The 13,982-nt window shown below is 72.3% G+C and carries 10 protein-coding genes; 1 reads left to right on the top strand and 9 read right to left on the bottom strand.

The window, feature by feature from the left end:
- Window positions 1–5 precede the first annotated feature (5 nt).
- On the bottom strand, window positions 6–4,532 hold the full coding sequence (gene gltB / locus FLX08_RS05895; protein ID WP_142617174.1) for a glutamate synthase large subunit: 4,527 nt from the start codon (window positions 4,530–4,532) through the stop codon (window positions 6–8).
- 158 nt (window positions 4,533–4,690) lie between these two features.
- On the opposite strand from gltB, the gene FLX08_RS05890 reads away from it, so the two are divergent.
- A complete protein-coding gene (locus FLX08_RS05890; protein ID WP_142617173.1) occupies window positions 4,691–6,247 on the top strand; it encodes a bis-aminopropyl spermidine synthase family protein in 1,557 nt (518 codons plus the stop codon).
- Window positions 6,248–6,375: 128 nt separating this feature from the next.
- On the opposite strand, the gene FLX08_RS05885 is transcribed toward FLX08_RS05890, so the two are convergent.
- The 8 genes from FLX08_RS05885 to trpB form a co-directional block, all read right to left on the bottom strand.
- Entirely contained in the window at window positions 6,376–7,299 is a 924-nt protein-coding gene (locus FLX08_RS05885; RefSeq protein WP_142617172.1) for a hypothetical protein, read from the bottom strand.
- Window positions 7,296–8,015: a VIT1/CCC1 transporter family protein gene (locus tag FLX08_RS05880; RefSeq protein WP_142617171.1), complete on the bottom strand. Its 720-nt coding sequence runs from the start codon at window positions 8,013–8,015 to the stop codon at window positions 7,296–7,298. Before FLX08_RS05880 ends, FLX08_RS05885 begins: the two co-directional genes overlap by 4 nt.
- Entirely contained in the window at window positions 8,012–9,061 is a 1,050-nt protein-coding gene (gene lgt, locus FLX08_RS05875) for a prolipoprotein diacylglyceryl transferase (RefSeq protein ID WP_142617170.1), read from the bottom strand. The genes FLX08_RS05880 and lgt overlap by 4 nt, the downstream gene beginning before the upstream one ends.
- A 92-nt stretch (window positions 9,062–9,153) precedes the next feature.
- Window positions 9,154–10,110 (bottom strand): ADP-ribosylglycohydrolase family protein, encoded by a 957-nt coding sequence (locus tag FLX08_RS05870; protein ID WP_142617169.1) that lies wholly within the window; start codon window positions 10,108–10,110, stop codon window positions 9,154–9,156.
- A gap of 301 nt (window positions 10,111–10,411) precedes the next feature.
- Entirely contained in the window at window positions 10,412–11,158 is a 747-nt protein-coding gene (locus FLX08_RS05865) for a DsbA family protein (protein ID WP_142617168.1), read from the bottom strand.
- Between the two features lie 51 nt (window positions 11,159–11,209).
- The gene (locus tag FLX08_RS05860; RefSeq protein ID WP_142617167.1) at window positions 11,210–11,776 is read right to left on the bottom strand and encodes a DoxX family protein; all 567 of its coding nucleotides are present in this window, start codon (window positions 11,774–11,776) and stop codon (window positions 11,210–11,212) included.
- A gap of 137 nt (window positions 11,777–11,913) precedes the next feature.
- Complete coding sequence (gene trpA / locus FLX08_RS05855; protein ID WP_142617166.1) at window positions 11,914–12,708, bottom strand: tryptophan synthase subunit alpha; 795 nt, start codon at window positions 12,706–12,708, stop codon at window positions 11,914–11,916.
- 22 nt (window positions 12,709–12,730) lie between these two features.
- Window positions 12,731–13,936, bottom strand: coding sequence for a tryptophan synthase subunit beta (trpB, locus tag FLX08_RS05850; RefSeq protein WP_244312458.1), 1,206 nt, complete (start codon window positions 13,934–13,936; stop codon window positions 12,731–12,733).
- Between the last annotated feature and the right edge of the window lie 46 nt (window positions 13,937–13,982).

The following is a 13,982-nucleotide window of genomic DNA, read 5'->3' as shown; positions in this document are numbered from 1 at the left end:
CGGCGTCACCCGTGGGCGGCGGTCATGACCGCCTCGTCGATGTCGCGGCCCTCGGCCTCGGCGGCGGCCCGCGCCAGCAGGACCCGCTTGTAGTCCGACGGCATGACCTTGGAGAAGCGGCCGAGCGCGGTGTCCCACTCGGCGAGCAGGCCCTTGGCCACCGTGGACCCGGTCTCCGCGAAGTGCTTCTCGACGATCTCCCGCAGGAATTCGGCGTCGTCGTCGTCCAGCGCCTCCAGCTCGACCATCTCGCGGTTGACCCGCTCGGACCGCAGGTCGAGCACGTAGGCGACGCCGCCCGACATGCCGGCGGCGAAGTTGCGGCCGGTGGGGCCGAGGACGACGGCCCGGCCGCCGGTCATGTACTCGCAGCCGTGGTCGCCCACGCCCTCGACGATGGCGGTCGCGCCGGAGTTGCGCACGCAGAACCGCTCGCCCACGATGCCGCGGACGAAGACCTCGCCGGACGTCGCGCCGTAGAGGCCGACGTTGCCGGAGATGACCTGCGTCTCGGCCTCGAACGGCGCGTCGGGGTGCGGGCGGACGACGATGCGGCCGCCCGACAGGCCCTTGCCGAGGTAGTCGTTGGCGTCGCCGGTGAGCCGCAGCGTGATGCCGCGCGGCACGAACGCGCCGAACGAGTTGCCCGCCGAGCCGGTGAACGACACGTCGATCGTGTTGTCCGGCAGGCCGGCCCCGCCGTACCGCTTGGTCACCTCGTGGCCGAGCATCGTGCCGACCGTGCGGTTGACGTTGCGGATGGGCAGCTCCAGCGTCACCGGCTGCCCGAGGTTCAGCGCGCCCTCGGCGAGCTGGATCAGCGTGTTGTCCAGCGCCTTGTCGAGCCCGTGGTCCTGGTCGGCGACCTTGCGGCGCGGGGTGCCCTCGGGCAGCTCCGGCTGGTGCAGGATCGGCGACAGGTCGAGGCCGGAGGCCTTCCAGTGCTCGACGGCCTGGGTGGTGTCGAGCAGGTCGGCCCGCCCGATGACCTCGTCGAGCGACCGGTAGCCGAGCTCGGCGAGATACTCGCGCACCTCCTGGGCGATGAACTCGAAGAAGTTCACCACGAACTCGGGCTTGCCGGTGAACCGCTTGCGCAGCTCGGGGTTCTGGGTGGCCACGCCCACGGGGCAGGTGTCGAGGTGGCAGACCCGCATCATGACGCAGCCGGAGACGACCAGCGGAGCGGTGGCGAAGCCGTACTCCTCGGCGCCGAGCAGCGCCGCGATGATCACGTCGCGGCCGGTCTTGAGCTGGCCGTCGGCCTGGACGACGATGCGGTCGCGCAGCCCGTTGAGCAGCAGCGTCTGCTGGGTCTCGGCGAGGCCGAGCTCCCAGGGGGCGCCGGCGTGCTTGATCGAGGTCAGCGGGGAGGCGCCGGTGCCGCCGTCGTGGCCGGAGATCAGCACGACGTCGGCGTGGGCCTTGCTGACGCCCGCCGCCACGGTCCCGACCCCGACCTCGGCCACCAGCTTCACGTGGACGCGGGCACGCGGGTTGGAGTTCTTCAGGTCGTGGATGAGCTGGGCCAGGTCCTCGATCGAGTAGATGTCGTGGTGCGGCGGCGGCGAGATGAGGCCGACGCCGGGCGTGGAGTGCCGGGTCCTCGCGATCCACGGATACACCTTGTGGCCGGGCAGCTGGCCGCCCTCGCCGGGCTTGGCGCCCTGCGCCATCTTGATCTGCAGGTCGTCGGCGTTGACCAGATATTCGCTGGTCACGCCGAAGCGGCCGGAGGCCACCTGCTTGATCGCGCTGCGCCGCTCGGGGTCGTACAGCCGCTCGGGGTCCTCGCCGCCCTCACCGGTGTTCGACTTGGCGCCGAGCCGGTTCATCGCGATGGCCAGCGTCTCGTGCGCCTCCATCGAGATGGAGCCGTACGACATGGCGCCGGTGGAGAACCGCCTGACGATCGACTCGACCGGCTCGACCTCCTCGATCGGCACGGGCGCGCCGGCGCGACGCAGCTTGAACAGGCCGCGCAGCGTCATGAGCTTCTCGGACTGCCCGTCCACGAGGGACGTGTACTCCTTGAAGATCTCGTAACGCCGGGTGCGGGTGGAGTGCTGCAGCTTGAAGACGGTGGTCGGGTTGAACAGGTGCGGCTCACCCTCGCGGCGCCACTGGTACTCGCCGCCGACCTCCAGCCGCCGGTGCGCGTTCTCCGCACGCGGGTAGGCCCGCGCGTGCCGCTCCAGCGCCTCCGTGGCGAGCACGTCGAAGCCGACGCCGCCGAGGCGGGAGGTGGTGCCGGTGAAGCACTGGTCGATGACCTCGGCGCCGAGGCCGAGGGCCTCGAAGATCTGCGCGCCGGTGTAGGAGGCGACCGTGGACACGCCCATCTTGGACATGACCTTCAGCACGCCCTTGCCGTACGCCTTGATCAGGTTGCGCACGGCCTTGCGCGGGTCGAGGTCGAGCTCGCCGGTGGCGATCATGTCCTCGACCGTCTCGAGCGCGAGGTAGGGGTTGATCGCGCTCGCGCCGTAGCCGATGAGCAGCGCCATGTGGTGGCACTCGCGGGCCTCGCCGGTCTCGACCACGAGCCCGACCCGGGTGCGGGACTTCTCCCGGATGAGGTGGTGGTGCACCGCGCCGGTGAGCAGCAGCGACGGGATCGGCGCCCGCTCGCGGGAGGACCCGCGGTCGGACAGCACGATGATCCGCGCGCCGTCCTCGATGGCCCGGGAGACCTCCTGGCGGATCTCCTCCAGCCGCCGCACCAGCGCCTCGCCGCCGCCGGCCGCGTCGAACAGGCCGGACACGACGTGCGGCTGGAAGCCGGGCAGCGCGCCCTCGTCGTTGATGTGGATGATCTTGGCGAGCTCGTCGTTGTCGATCACCGGGTAGGGCAGCACGAGCCGGCGGCACGAGGCCGGGCCGGGGTCGAGCAGGTTGCCCTCGGGACCGATCGTCGACTGCAGCGAGGTGACGAGCTCCTCGCGGATGGCGTCCAGCGGCGGGTTGGTGACCTGCGCGAACAGCTGGCTGAAGTAGTCGAACAGCAGCCTCGGCTTCTCGCTCAGCACCGCCACCGGGGTGTCGGTGCCCATCGAGCCGATCGGCTCCGCGCCGTTCTTGGCCATCGGCGCGAGGATGACCCGCAGCTCCTCCTGCGTGTAGCCGAAGGTCTGCTGCCGCTTGACCAGCGCCTCGTGGGTCGGGTGCTCGTGCTCGCGCTCGGGCAGCTCCTCGAAGCGGACCAGGCCCGCGTGCAGCCACTCGCCGTACGGCTCGGCGGCCGCGAGCTCGGCCTTGATCTCGTCGTCCTCGATGATCCGGCCGCGCGCGGTGTCGACCAGGAACATGCGGCCCGGCTGCAGGCGGCCCTTGCGGACGACCTTCTCCTGCGGGATGTCGGACAGCACCCCCGCCTCGGAGGCGAGCACGACCAGGCCGTCGTCGGTGACCCAGAACCGGCCGGGGCGCAGGCCGTTGCGGTCGAGGACCGCGCCGACCAGGGTGCCGTCGGAGAAGGTGATCGACGCGGGGCCGTCCCACGCCTCCATGAGCGTGGAGTGGAACTCGTAGAAGGCCCGGCGGGCCGGGTCCATCTCGGTGTGGTTCTCCCACGCCTCCGGGATCATCATCAGCACGGCGTGCGGCAGCGACCGGCCGCCGAGGTGCAGCAGCTCCAGCGTCTCGTCGAACGAGGCGGTGTCGGAGCCGTCGGGGTCGCAGATCGGGAACAGCCGCCGCAGGTCGCCCGGGATCAGACCGGTGGCGAGCATGGCCTCGCGGGCCCGCATCCAGTTGCGGTTGCCGCGCACGGTGTTGATCTCACCGTTGTGCGCGATGTACCGGTAGGGGTGCGCCAGCGGCCAGGAGGGGAAGGTGTTGGTCGAGAAGCGCGAGTGCACCAGCGCGATGGCGCTGACGTAGCGCTCGTCGGACAGGTCGGCGAAGAACGGCTCGACCTGCAGCGAGGTCAGCATGCCCTTGTAGACGATCGTCCGCGAGGACAGCGAGGCGAAGTAGACGTCCGCCTCGTGCTCGGCCCGCTTGCGGAAGGCGAACACGACCCGGTCGAGGTCGACGCCGGTCTCGCCGCCGGGCGAGGTCACGAACAGCTGCGCGAAGTGCGGCATGACCGCCCGGGCGGTGGCGCCGGGCAGGTCGCGGTCCACCGGCAGGTCGCGCCAGCCGAGAACGGTGACGCCCTCCTCGGCGGCGATCTGCTCGATGAGGCCGATCGCGGTCCGCCTGGCCTGCTCGTCCAGCGGCAGGAACGCGGTGCCCGCGGCGTACGCGCCCTCCGCGGGAAGCTCGAAGTCCACGACGCCGCGGAAGAACGCGTCGGGGATCTGGGTGAGGATGCCCGCGCCGTCGCCGGTGTCCGGCTCGCTGCCGCTCGCACCCCGGTGGTCGAGGTTGCGGAGCGCGGTCAGTGCCTTGGCGACGATGTCGTAGCTGCGGCGGCCCGCGACATCGGCCACCATGGCTACGCCACAGGCGTCATGCTCGAAACCGGGGTCGTAGAGTCCCTGAGGCTCGGGGAGACCTCCGGAAAGGCCAAGGCGGGCAGCAGGCATGTAGTCACTCCCGTCGTCAACGTCTGCGTGGAACAGAGGGACGACGCTGGCCCTGCTGCGGTTGTGGTGCTTAGAGATTACAACACGCTGCCGGAATAGTGCCCCCCAGGTCCGCTTCGCGAACCTTCACAGGTCAGCGCCGTGGATAGGGTTTGCGCATGGGTGGTCATGAGGCGATCGACGAACTGCTGGCGAAGACCGGAGTGGACGGCCTGCGCCTGCGCGGAGCGCTTGCGCTCCTGTCCGGCGGCCGCTGGTGGACCCTGGCCGATCTGGTCCGGGAGACGGCGACGTCGCGGCGGACGATCGAGTCGCTGCTGCGGGTGCTCCCCCTTGAGCACAGCGGCGACCGTGTCCGTATTCCCAGTGATCAGGCCAACCGCTACAACGCTTGGACGGATACGGATATTTCCGGCCTTGGGAATCCGGTCGCCGGAATGGTCGCGGAGCACGCCGAGACGCTCGGCCGCCTGGAGACCCTGATCGCCAAGGCGCCCCGGGGACGGCACGCGCTCGACCACGTCTCAGCGACCGCCGAGACCGTGCTGCGCCGCGCCCTCCTGCTGGGACGGCGGTTCTGGCTCCCCGGCGCCCGCCTGCTGTGCGTCGGCGACCACGACCTGACCTCGCTGGCCGTGCGGATGGTCCATCCCGAGGTCGAGGTCGCCGTGGCCGACATCGACGACCGCATCCTGGAGTACATCGACGCCCAGGACCTCGGGGTGCGCACCCGCTGGGCCGACCTGCGCCTCGGCCTGCCGCCGTCGCTGCGCGGCTGGGCCGACCTCGCGATCACCGACCCGCCGTACACGCCGGAGGGGATCGGGCTGTTCGCCGCCCGGGCCGCCGAGGGCCTGCGCGACCGCGACCAGGGACGGATCCTCGTGGCGTACGGCGCCTCCGAGCGCACGCCGATGCTCGCGCTGAAGGTGCAGAAGGCCCTGTTCGACCTCAACCTGCTGCACGAGGCCATATTTCCGCACTTCAATCGGTATCACGGGGCGGAGGCAGTCGGCAGCGCGGCGGACCTGTACGTGCTGCGGCCCACCACGAAGACGTGGCCGGCGATCGCCTCCCGGCTCGACCGCCTCGCCACGGCCATTTACACGCAGGGCCCGCAGGCCGTCGAGTCCGCCCCGGCGGCTCCGCCGGACGAGGCGGCCGTCACCGCGTTCGGGCCGGGCCTGCTCGCCGGCGACTGGCCGCGTGGCCTGCTGCCGCAGGTGCCGCGCACCCGGCTCGCCACCCTGCTGGCCAAGCCGTACGCCGCCGACCCCGAGCGGGTGGCGATCGCCGTGCCGGCCGGGCTGGAGGCGGCGCTGCCCCGCCTGCTGCTCGCGACGCGCGCCCGGCACGTCCGCGTGCTCACCGCGGGTCCTGTGGCGGACACGGTCGCGGACCTGCCCGCGCTCGCCCGCCTGCTCTCCCCCGTCTATCGCCTCGCCGCCGAGGGCCACGTCCTCGACGCCGTACGGCTCCCGCCCCCGGACGGCGGGCAGGACCGGGTGGTGCGCAGGATCATGGACAGCGCGCACGGGAAGGCCGGCAACGCCTGGCGCGAGGCGTTGACCGAGACGGCCGGGCTCACCAAGCGGCAGGCCAGGGCCGCCGTCGAGGAGACCGCGCCGTGGGCCCTCGACGCCACCCCGCTCGAACTCCCCCTCCACCGCCTCGCCGGGCTCGCGGCACAGGTGACGGACGGCTCCACGGCCTGATGAAAGGCGCGGATCGCCGCGCCCTGGCCCCGGCCCTGGCCCTGGCCCTGACCCTGGCCGGAACGTAGGCGCCCGGCGACCGGCGCCTTCGCCGGGAGCGCCGCGCCCCGGCCCCGGCGCGGATGGACCTAGGGTTCGAGGGTCGACTGCGCCGAGGTGGTCGTGGCGGACGGGGACACCGCGGGAGAGGAGCCGGGTTCGGAGGGAGGCTCCTCGGACGGCTGCGCGGTGTCGGCCGGGCCCGGCGGCTGCGCGGGGTCCGACGGCACGCCGGTCACCTTGACCACGCGCCGGAAGACCGCCTTCTCGGCCTCGCGCACGGCCAGCCCGAGCATGATGAAGTCGTCCTTCTCCCCCGGTTCGGCGCCGTCGGACCGGCCGATCCAGGTCACCCCGAGATAGTGCCCCAGGACGTAGGCGTTGCCCTCGCTGTAGGTGCCGAACTTCGCGCGCGCCGACTCCAGCGGCTGCACCCACGCGCCCCGGTAGAGCGACGCCAGCGACTTCGCCAGCGAATCCGCCGCGGTGACGTCCGCGAGGTTGAACATGGTGTACTGCGCGACGTACACCCCGTCGGCGGTGCCGTACAGGCCGCGTACGGCCTGGCTGCATCCGGCCTCGGCCAGGGCGTCGGCGAGGTCGACTCCCCACACGGCGCCCGCGCACGACTGGTCCAGGCGGCTGGCCAGCCTGCGCAGGGTGACCTTCCCGGCGGTGAGGGTCCGCGCGCCGAACACCTCCTGGGCGGTCAGCGGCGCGGTGTCGGCCTTCCTGTCGGCGATCGGGGCGAGTTCCTTCAGGGACGGCCAGGACTGGAAGGTCGCGGGCAGGCCCTCCCCCGACACGTCGCCCGACTCCCCGGCCGGTTGCGACTGCCCCCCGCCGATCGCGTTGACCACCAGCGTCAGCACCAGGGCGATCGCCAGCACTCCCACGGCGCTGACCGACCACACGACGACACGCTGCTGCCGGTCGTCCAGCCCCAGATCGGAGAGCGCGGCCCCGGTCCGCCCCTCGGCCGGCGCCGACGACCGGCGCTTGCGCTTGGTCATAGACCGCCGGTTCCAATCAGCGAGCCCAGGGCCCAGGTCAGCGAGGCCGCCACGGCCCCCACCACGAGCTGGCGCAGGCCGCTGAACCACCAGCTGCGGGCCGTCACCCGGGAGACCACGGCGCCCGCGGCGAACAGCGCCGCCATCGACACCACGGCGGAGATCCACAAGCCCCGCACGCCCAGCAGGTAGGGCAGGAGCGGCACCAGCGCGCCGAGGCTGAACGACAGGAACGACGACACGGCGGCCAGCACGGGCGAGGGCAGGTCGTCGGGGTCCACGCCCAGCTCGGCCCGTGTATGGACCGCCAGGGCCTCCTCCGGGTTCCGGGAGATCTGCCGGGCGACCTCCCTGGCGGTCTCCGGGTCCACGCCCCGCTGCTCGTACATCCGGGCGAGCTCGGACTCCTCGGCCTCGGGGTGCCGCTCCAGCTCCCGCCGTTCGACGTCGATCTCCGCCTGGGCGAGCTCACGCTGGCTGGCGACCGACACGTACTCTCCGCCCGCCATGGAGAACGCTCCGGCGGCCAGGCCCGCGATGCCGGCGAGGGCGACGATCCTGGTCTCCGCGGTGCCGCCGGCGACGCCCGCGATCAACGCGAAGTTGGAGACCAGCCCGTCCATCGCGCCGAAGACCGCCGGGCGTAACCAGCCGCCGTTGACGTCCCGGTGCTCGTGGTGGATCTCGGCCCGCGCCCCCGTCGTGGCCTTCGTCATCGTGGGCCGGCCTCCGGTTCCGCCGCCGGGCCGTCACCCGCGGCGCCCGCTCCCGCGGTCGCCGTCTGCTTGCCGGAGCCGGTGGCGCCGTCCGGCGGCAGGTCGTCGCCGGCGCCGTCTCGCGCCTCCGCGTCCTCCCGCTCCTCGCCGGAGACGAGTTCCGGCTCGTCGGCCTGGTCCCGACCGTGGGCGGGATCGGCGGGATCGTCGCCGGCGTCGCCGCTCTGCACGCCCAGCGGCTCCTCACCCGTACGGTTGCGGGCCAGCCACAGGTAGGCCAGCGCGCACAGGAAGATGACGATCGAGGTCCACTGGTTCAGCCGCAGGCCGAGGATCTGGTGGGCGGGGTCCACCCGCAGCCCCTCGATCCAGAACCGGCCGAGCGTGTAGCCCGCGACATACATCGCGAACACCCGGCCGTGCCGCAAGCTGAACCTGCGGGCGGCGAGGATCAGCACACCGGCGAGCGCGAGGTCCCACAGCGACTCGTAGAGGAACGTCGGGTGGTAGAGGGTCTCGCCGGGGACCGTGCCCGGACGGCCCGGCTCGATCTCCAGGCCCCACGGCAGGTCGGTCGGGCCGCCGAACAGCTCCTGGTTGAAGTAGTTGCCCCACCGGCCGATGGCCTGCGCCACGGCGACGCCGGGGGCGAGGGTGTCGGCGATCGCGGTGAAGGAGATGCCGCGCCGGCGGCAGCCGATCCAGACGCCGAGCGCGCCGAGGGCGATCGCGCCCCAGATGCCGAGGCCGCCCTCCCAGATGAACAGCGCGTCGATCGGCCGTTTGGGCGCGTCCGAGCCGAAGTAGATCTGCCAGTCGGTGATGACGTGATAGAGGCGTCCGCCGACGAGTCCGAAGGGCACGGCCCAGACCGCGAGGTCGGTGATCGTTCCGGGGGCGCCGCCACGGGCGCGCCAGCGGCGTTCGCCGATCCAGACGGCGACGATGACGCCGAGCACGATGCACAGCGCGTACGCACGGATCGGGATCGGTCCGAGATTCCAGACCCCCTGTGACGGGCTGGGAATCGAGGCGAGGAGGGGCATGTAACGTGACGTTACCGCAAGAGAGGGCGGGTCCGGAGCGAGGTCGCGGGCAACCGTTCCGCGACCTGCGCCGACCGATCGTCACACCGCGTTCAGGGCCCGGCGGCGGGCGTCCGGCGGAGGCCGGCCAGGCGTGCGGCGAGGTCCTCCAGCCCCGGATATTCGCCGAGATCCACCAGCCCCAGCCAGCCCAGCCCGGTGATCCCTTCGGCGTCGCGGGCGCCGAGGACACCGCCCGTCAGCGCCGCGACCGTGTCGGTGTCCCCGCCCAGCGACACGGCGTACGCGAGCGCCGCGGCCAGGCCGGGGGCCTCGCGGATCACGTGGACCACGGCGGCCGCCGTCTCCACGGCGTCCAGGCCGACGCCCTCGGGCGGGGGCGACCAGCGGCCGCGGGCGGCGTCCGTCACGGGATCCATCGGCCCGTGCTGCCCGGCCGCCCAGCGGGCCTCCGCCGCGGCCACGTCCAGCAGGTCGTCCGCGCCCGCGCCCTCGACGGCGTACGACGCCATGGCCGCGATCACGCAGGCGGCCGCCACGGCCGCGGGCGCGCGATGCGTCGCGTTCGACAGCGCCGCGCACAGCCCGCGGCGGCGCCCGGGGAGGTGGGGTGGCACGGCCCAGCCGACGGGGGCGATGCGCATGGCCGCGCCGTTGGTGGGCAGGTCGCCCGCCGAGGGCGCCGGGAGCCGCCCCGTGGCGTGGAAGTGCGCGAGGGCCCGCCGCGTCGTCGGCCCGAGGCCGCGCACCCCGGGCGCCGCGGCGGCCAGGCGCGTCAGGAAGTCCATCGAGGCGGGCCGCCCGTCCGTGTCGGCCAGGCACCGGGCGACCAGCACCATCTGCGCCGTGTCGTCCGAGGTCGAACCGCGGGGCCACCCTCGATCCGTGGCCGGCAGCCGGACGATCTGGGCCGCGTCGATGCTCCCCGGCGGTCGGCCCTCCCAGGGCACGCCGAGCGCGTCGCCCGCCGCGAAGGCGATCATCGCCGCGTGGATCCTCCTCGCGTCGCCCTCAGGTCCGGTGCGGGGAGATCCCTCGTCGTACGGCATGCGGGCATGGTAACCAACGCCGCGGAGCCGAAACCCGGCGCGCGCCCGTGCGCGTCCTCCAGCTCGAAGGCCAGGGCGGCGTAGCAGGCGGCGACCGCGAGCACCAGCCCGACGACGCCCGCCGCGGTCCGCCATCCCGGGGACGCGGTGAGCCCGTGGGCGCCGGTGAGCGCGAACCCGGTGGCCAGACCGCGTTCTCGGCGAGGACCCGTTCTGGGCGAGGACCGCGTTCTTGACAAGGACCTGTCCTCGGCGGGGACGGGCCCGGGACGGCCCGTGTGGGGGCCGTCCCGGCGGGAGGTCACTTGCCGGCGCTCTCCACCGCGTCACGCAGCGAGCTCGGCACGAAGGCGACGTTGGTGTCGATCTCCTTGCCGTCGATCTTGATGGTCGGCGTTCCCTGCAGCTTCTGCGCGGTCATGGTCTGCGACGAGAACTGCTGGTGCGCGGCCACGTTGCGCTGCTGCCGCACGCAGTCCTCGAAGTCGGGGGCGGTGACGCCGGCCTGCTTGCCCCACTTGATCAGCTCGTCGGCGGAGAAGCCGCTCACGGTCTCGCTGGGCTGGTTCTTGTAGAGCAGGTCGTGGAACGCCAGCCACTGCCGCCCGTCGGTGATGCAGCGGGCCGCGGAGGCCGCGCGCAGCGAATTGCTCTTGGTCGGCTCCTCCGTGAAGATCGTGATCGGGTGATACACGACCTTGGCCTTGCCCTCGGCGGCGAGGTTCTTCAGCGTCGAGCCGCTGGTCTCCTCGAACTGCTTGCAGGCCGGGCACTGGAAGTCCTCGAACACGTCGACCACGGGCTTGGTCACGCCGGCCTTGGCCATCACGACCGTGCCGTCCTTCTCCACGGTGACAGGGGCGACACTCCCGGTCGCCTCCTCCGAGGCCCCCTGCCGCACCGACCACACCGTGAAGGCGGCGGCGATCACGACGATCACCGCGATGGTGACGATCATCGTGATGCGCTTGCGCTGCTCCTGCTTGCGCAGGGCCTCGCGTTGGGCCGCGATCCGGGCCCTGGCCGCCTCACTCGTCCGCTTGCTCACGAAGCTTCCCCCCTGGCTGTCTTTACGGCCGCGTGCCGCCGTCGTACGCGGTCACGCGGCGTCGTCCTCGCCGTCCGAGCCGTCCTTGTCCGCTGTTTCCCGCTCCCCCGTGAAGCCCAGCGCGGAGTCCAGCGACAGGCGGCCGGCCGGCCTGGCCACGATCCACGCCGCGCAGATCAGCAGCCCGAGGTCGCGCATCAACTCCCAGAAGTAGTTGGGGTCCTGTCCGGCGGCGAGCGTGCCGTCCCCGCCGAAACAGCCGCAGTCGATGCGCAGCCCCCGGGCCCAGGCCGACGCGATGCCGATGACGAACGCCACCATCAGCACCCCGCCGACGACCGCCACCGCGCGCGTGAAAAGGCCGACGAGCAGCAGCAGGCCCGTGATGATCTCCAAGACGGGCAGGCCGTATCCCACGACCTGCGCGACGGAATCGGGCAGAAGTTGATAGGCCCGCACCGCCTGGACCGACAACGCGGGCGCTCCGATCTTGAGCGCCCCGGCGACGATCAGTACGCCGGCGAGCACGACCCGTGCGGCGGTCGTGACCCAGGAGAGCACGGGTTTCGCGGGCTGTAACCGTTCGGACACCGAGGCGCCGGATGCCAACTGAACCATGAGTCTCCTCGCCCGGTAGGCAACACCGACTGAACAGTACCGGGACCCAACCTCACCATGTGCTGGATAAGAGCATGGTAAGCCGCCTTATCTTGGCTGCTCGCGGCGCATGTACGGGAAGGAAACCCCAGGGCGGCTCAGCGCCGGACACCCCTGGCAAGTTCGGACGCGAGCTCGCGTACCGCCGCAAGACCGGACTTCTCGTCCGGCGCGTCGAGCAGACGCCGGATGAAGGCGGACCCGACGATGACGCCGTCGGCGTACGCCGCGACCTCGGCGGCCTGGGCGCCGTTGCCGACGCCGAGCCCGACGCAGACCGGCAGCGCTGTGTTCGCCCTGGTGCGCTTGACCAGGCCCTCCGCCGCCGAGCTTACGCTCTCCCTGGCGCCGGTCACGCCCATCAGCGAGGCCGCGTACACGAAGCCCGTGCAGCAGCCGGCGACCCGGGCGATGCGCTCGTCCGGCGAGCTGGGCGCGACGAGGAAGACCGTGTCGATGCCGGCGTCCTTGCTCGCGGCGAGCCAGGGCTCGGACTCCTCGGGCGTCAGGTCCGGCGTGATGGTCCCGACGCCGCCCGCCGAGGCGAGGTCGCGCGCGAAGCGCTCGGCGCCGTAGCGGTCGATCGGGTTCCAGTAGGTCATGACCAGCGTCGCGGCCCCCGACTTCGCCACGCCCTCGACGGTGCGCAGCACGTCGGCGATGCGGGTGCCGTTGGTCAGCGACCGGTGGACCGCGTCCTGGATGGTCGGGCCGTCCATGAGCGGATCGGAGTACGGCAGGCCGATCTCGATCACGTCGCAGCCGGCCTCGACCATCGCGGTCGCCGCGGCGACCGCGCCGTCCTTGGTCGGGAAGCCCGCCGGCAGGTAGCCGACCAGTGCGGCCCTGTCCTCGGCGCGGGCCTTGTCGAACACCGCGTGGAGTGTCGTCATCGGGATGCCCTATCGATGCTGATCAGAGGTTGAAGTACTTCATGGCGGTGCCCATGTCCTTGTCACCGCGGCCCGACAGGTTCACCAGGATGAGAGCGTCCGGGCCGAGCTCGCGGCCCAGCCGCAGCGCGCCCGCGAGCGCGTGCGAGGACTCGATGGCCGGGATGATGCCCTCGGTGCGGGCGAGCAGGGCGAAGGCCTCCATGGCCTCCGCGTCGGTCACGCCCTCGTAGGTGGCACGGCCGGTGTCCTTGAGCCACGCGTGCTCCGGGCCCACGCCCGGGTAGTCGAGGCCGGCCGAGATCGAGTGGGACTCGATCGTCTGGCCCTCCTCGTCCTGGAGGACGTAGGTGCGGGCGCCGTGCAGCACGCCGACACTGCCCTCGGTCAGGGTCAGCGCGTGCTCGCCGGTCTCCGCGCCACGGCCGCCGGCCTCGTAGCCGTACAGCCGGACGTTCTCGTCCTCGACGAAGGCGTGGAAGACGCCGATCGCGTTGGAGCCGCCGCCGACGGCGGCGCAGACGGCGTCGGGCAGCCTGCCGGTGAGCTCCTGGACCTGGCGGCGGGCCTCCACGCCGATGATCCTGGCGAAGTCGCGCACGATCTCCGGGAACGGGTGCGGACCGGCGACGGTGCCGAACAGGTAGTGGGTGTGGTCGACGTTGGTGACCCAGTCGCGGAACGCCTCGTTGATGGCGTCCTTGAGGGTCTGGCTGCCGTTGGTGACCGGCACGACCGTCGCGCCGAGGAGCTTCATCCTGGCGACGTTGAGCGCCTGGCGCTCGCAGTCGACGGCGCCCATGTAGATGACGCACTCCAGGCCCATGAGCGCCGCGGCGGTGGCGGTGGCGACGCCGTGCTGGCCCGCCCCGGTCTCCGCGATGACGCGCCGCTTGCCCAGCCGCTTGGTCAGCAGCGCCTGGCCGAGCACATTGTTGATCTTGTGTGCGCCCGTGTGGGTCAGGTCCTCGCGCTTGAGCAGGATCCGCGCGCCGCCCGCGTGCTCGGCGAAGCGCGGCACCTCGGTCAGCGTCGTGGGACGACCGGCGTACGTGCGCAGCAGGTGGTCGAACTCGCGCAGGAAGGCCAGGTCGGTCTTGGCCTTCTCATACTCCGCGGCGACCTCGTCGAGGGCCGGGATGAGCGCCTCGGGCACGTACCTGCCGCCGAATATGCCGAACTTGCCGTGGATGTCCGGGTCGTTTCCGTGGACGCCGTTGCCGGCCAGGTCCGCGGGGGTGAGGATGCTCCCCTCCGTCGCGGTCACGTGGCCT

This window comes from Microbispora hainanensis (genome assembly GCF_006874475.1).
GTDB classification, from domain to species: Bacteria; Actinomycetota; Actinomycetes; order Streptosporangiales; family Streptosporangiaceae; genus Microbispora; species Microbispora hainanensis.
Note: the sequence above shows the minus strand (reverse complement) of the source record. Positions and strands in the feature narration are given on the sequence as shown.

Bases quoted from the DNA above. Each gene is read 5' to 3' on its own strand.
- FLX08_RS05870 (WP_142617169.1), bottom strand. From the start codon at position 10,110: ATGCCGTACGACGAGGGATCTCCCCGCACCGGACCTGAGGGCGACGCG.
- FLX08_RS05890 (WP_142617173.1), top strand. From the start codon at position 4,691: ATGGGTGGTCATGAGGCGATCGACGAACTGCTGGCGAAGACCGGAGTG.
- trpA (WP_142617166.1), bottom strand. From the start codon at position 12,708: ATGACGACACTCCACGCGGTGTTCGACAAGGCCCGCGCCGAGGACAGG.
- gltB (WP_142617174.1), bottom strand. From the start codon at position 4,532: ATGCCTGCTGCCCGCCTTGGCCTTTCCGGAGGTCTCCCCGAGCCTCAG.
- FLX08_RS05860 (WP_142617167.1), bottom strand. From the start codon at position 11,776: ATGGTTCAGTTGGCATCCGGCGCCTCGGTGTCCGAACGGTTACAGCCC.
- lgt (WP_142617170.1), bottom strand. From the start codon at position 9,061: ATGCCCCTCCTCGCCTCGATTCCCAGCCCGTCACAGGGGGTCTGGAAT.
- FLX08_RS05885 (WP_142617172.1), bottom strand. From the start codon at position 7,299: ATGACCAAGCGCAAGCGCCGGTCGTCGGCGCCGGCCGAGGGGCGGACC.
- FLX08_RS05880 (WP_142617171.1), bottom strand. From the start codon at position 8,015: ATGACGAAGGCCACGACGGGGGCGCGGGCCGAGATCCACCACGAGCAC.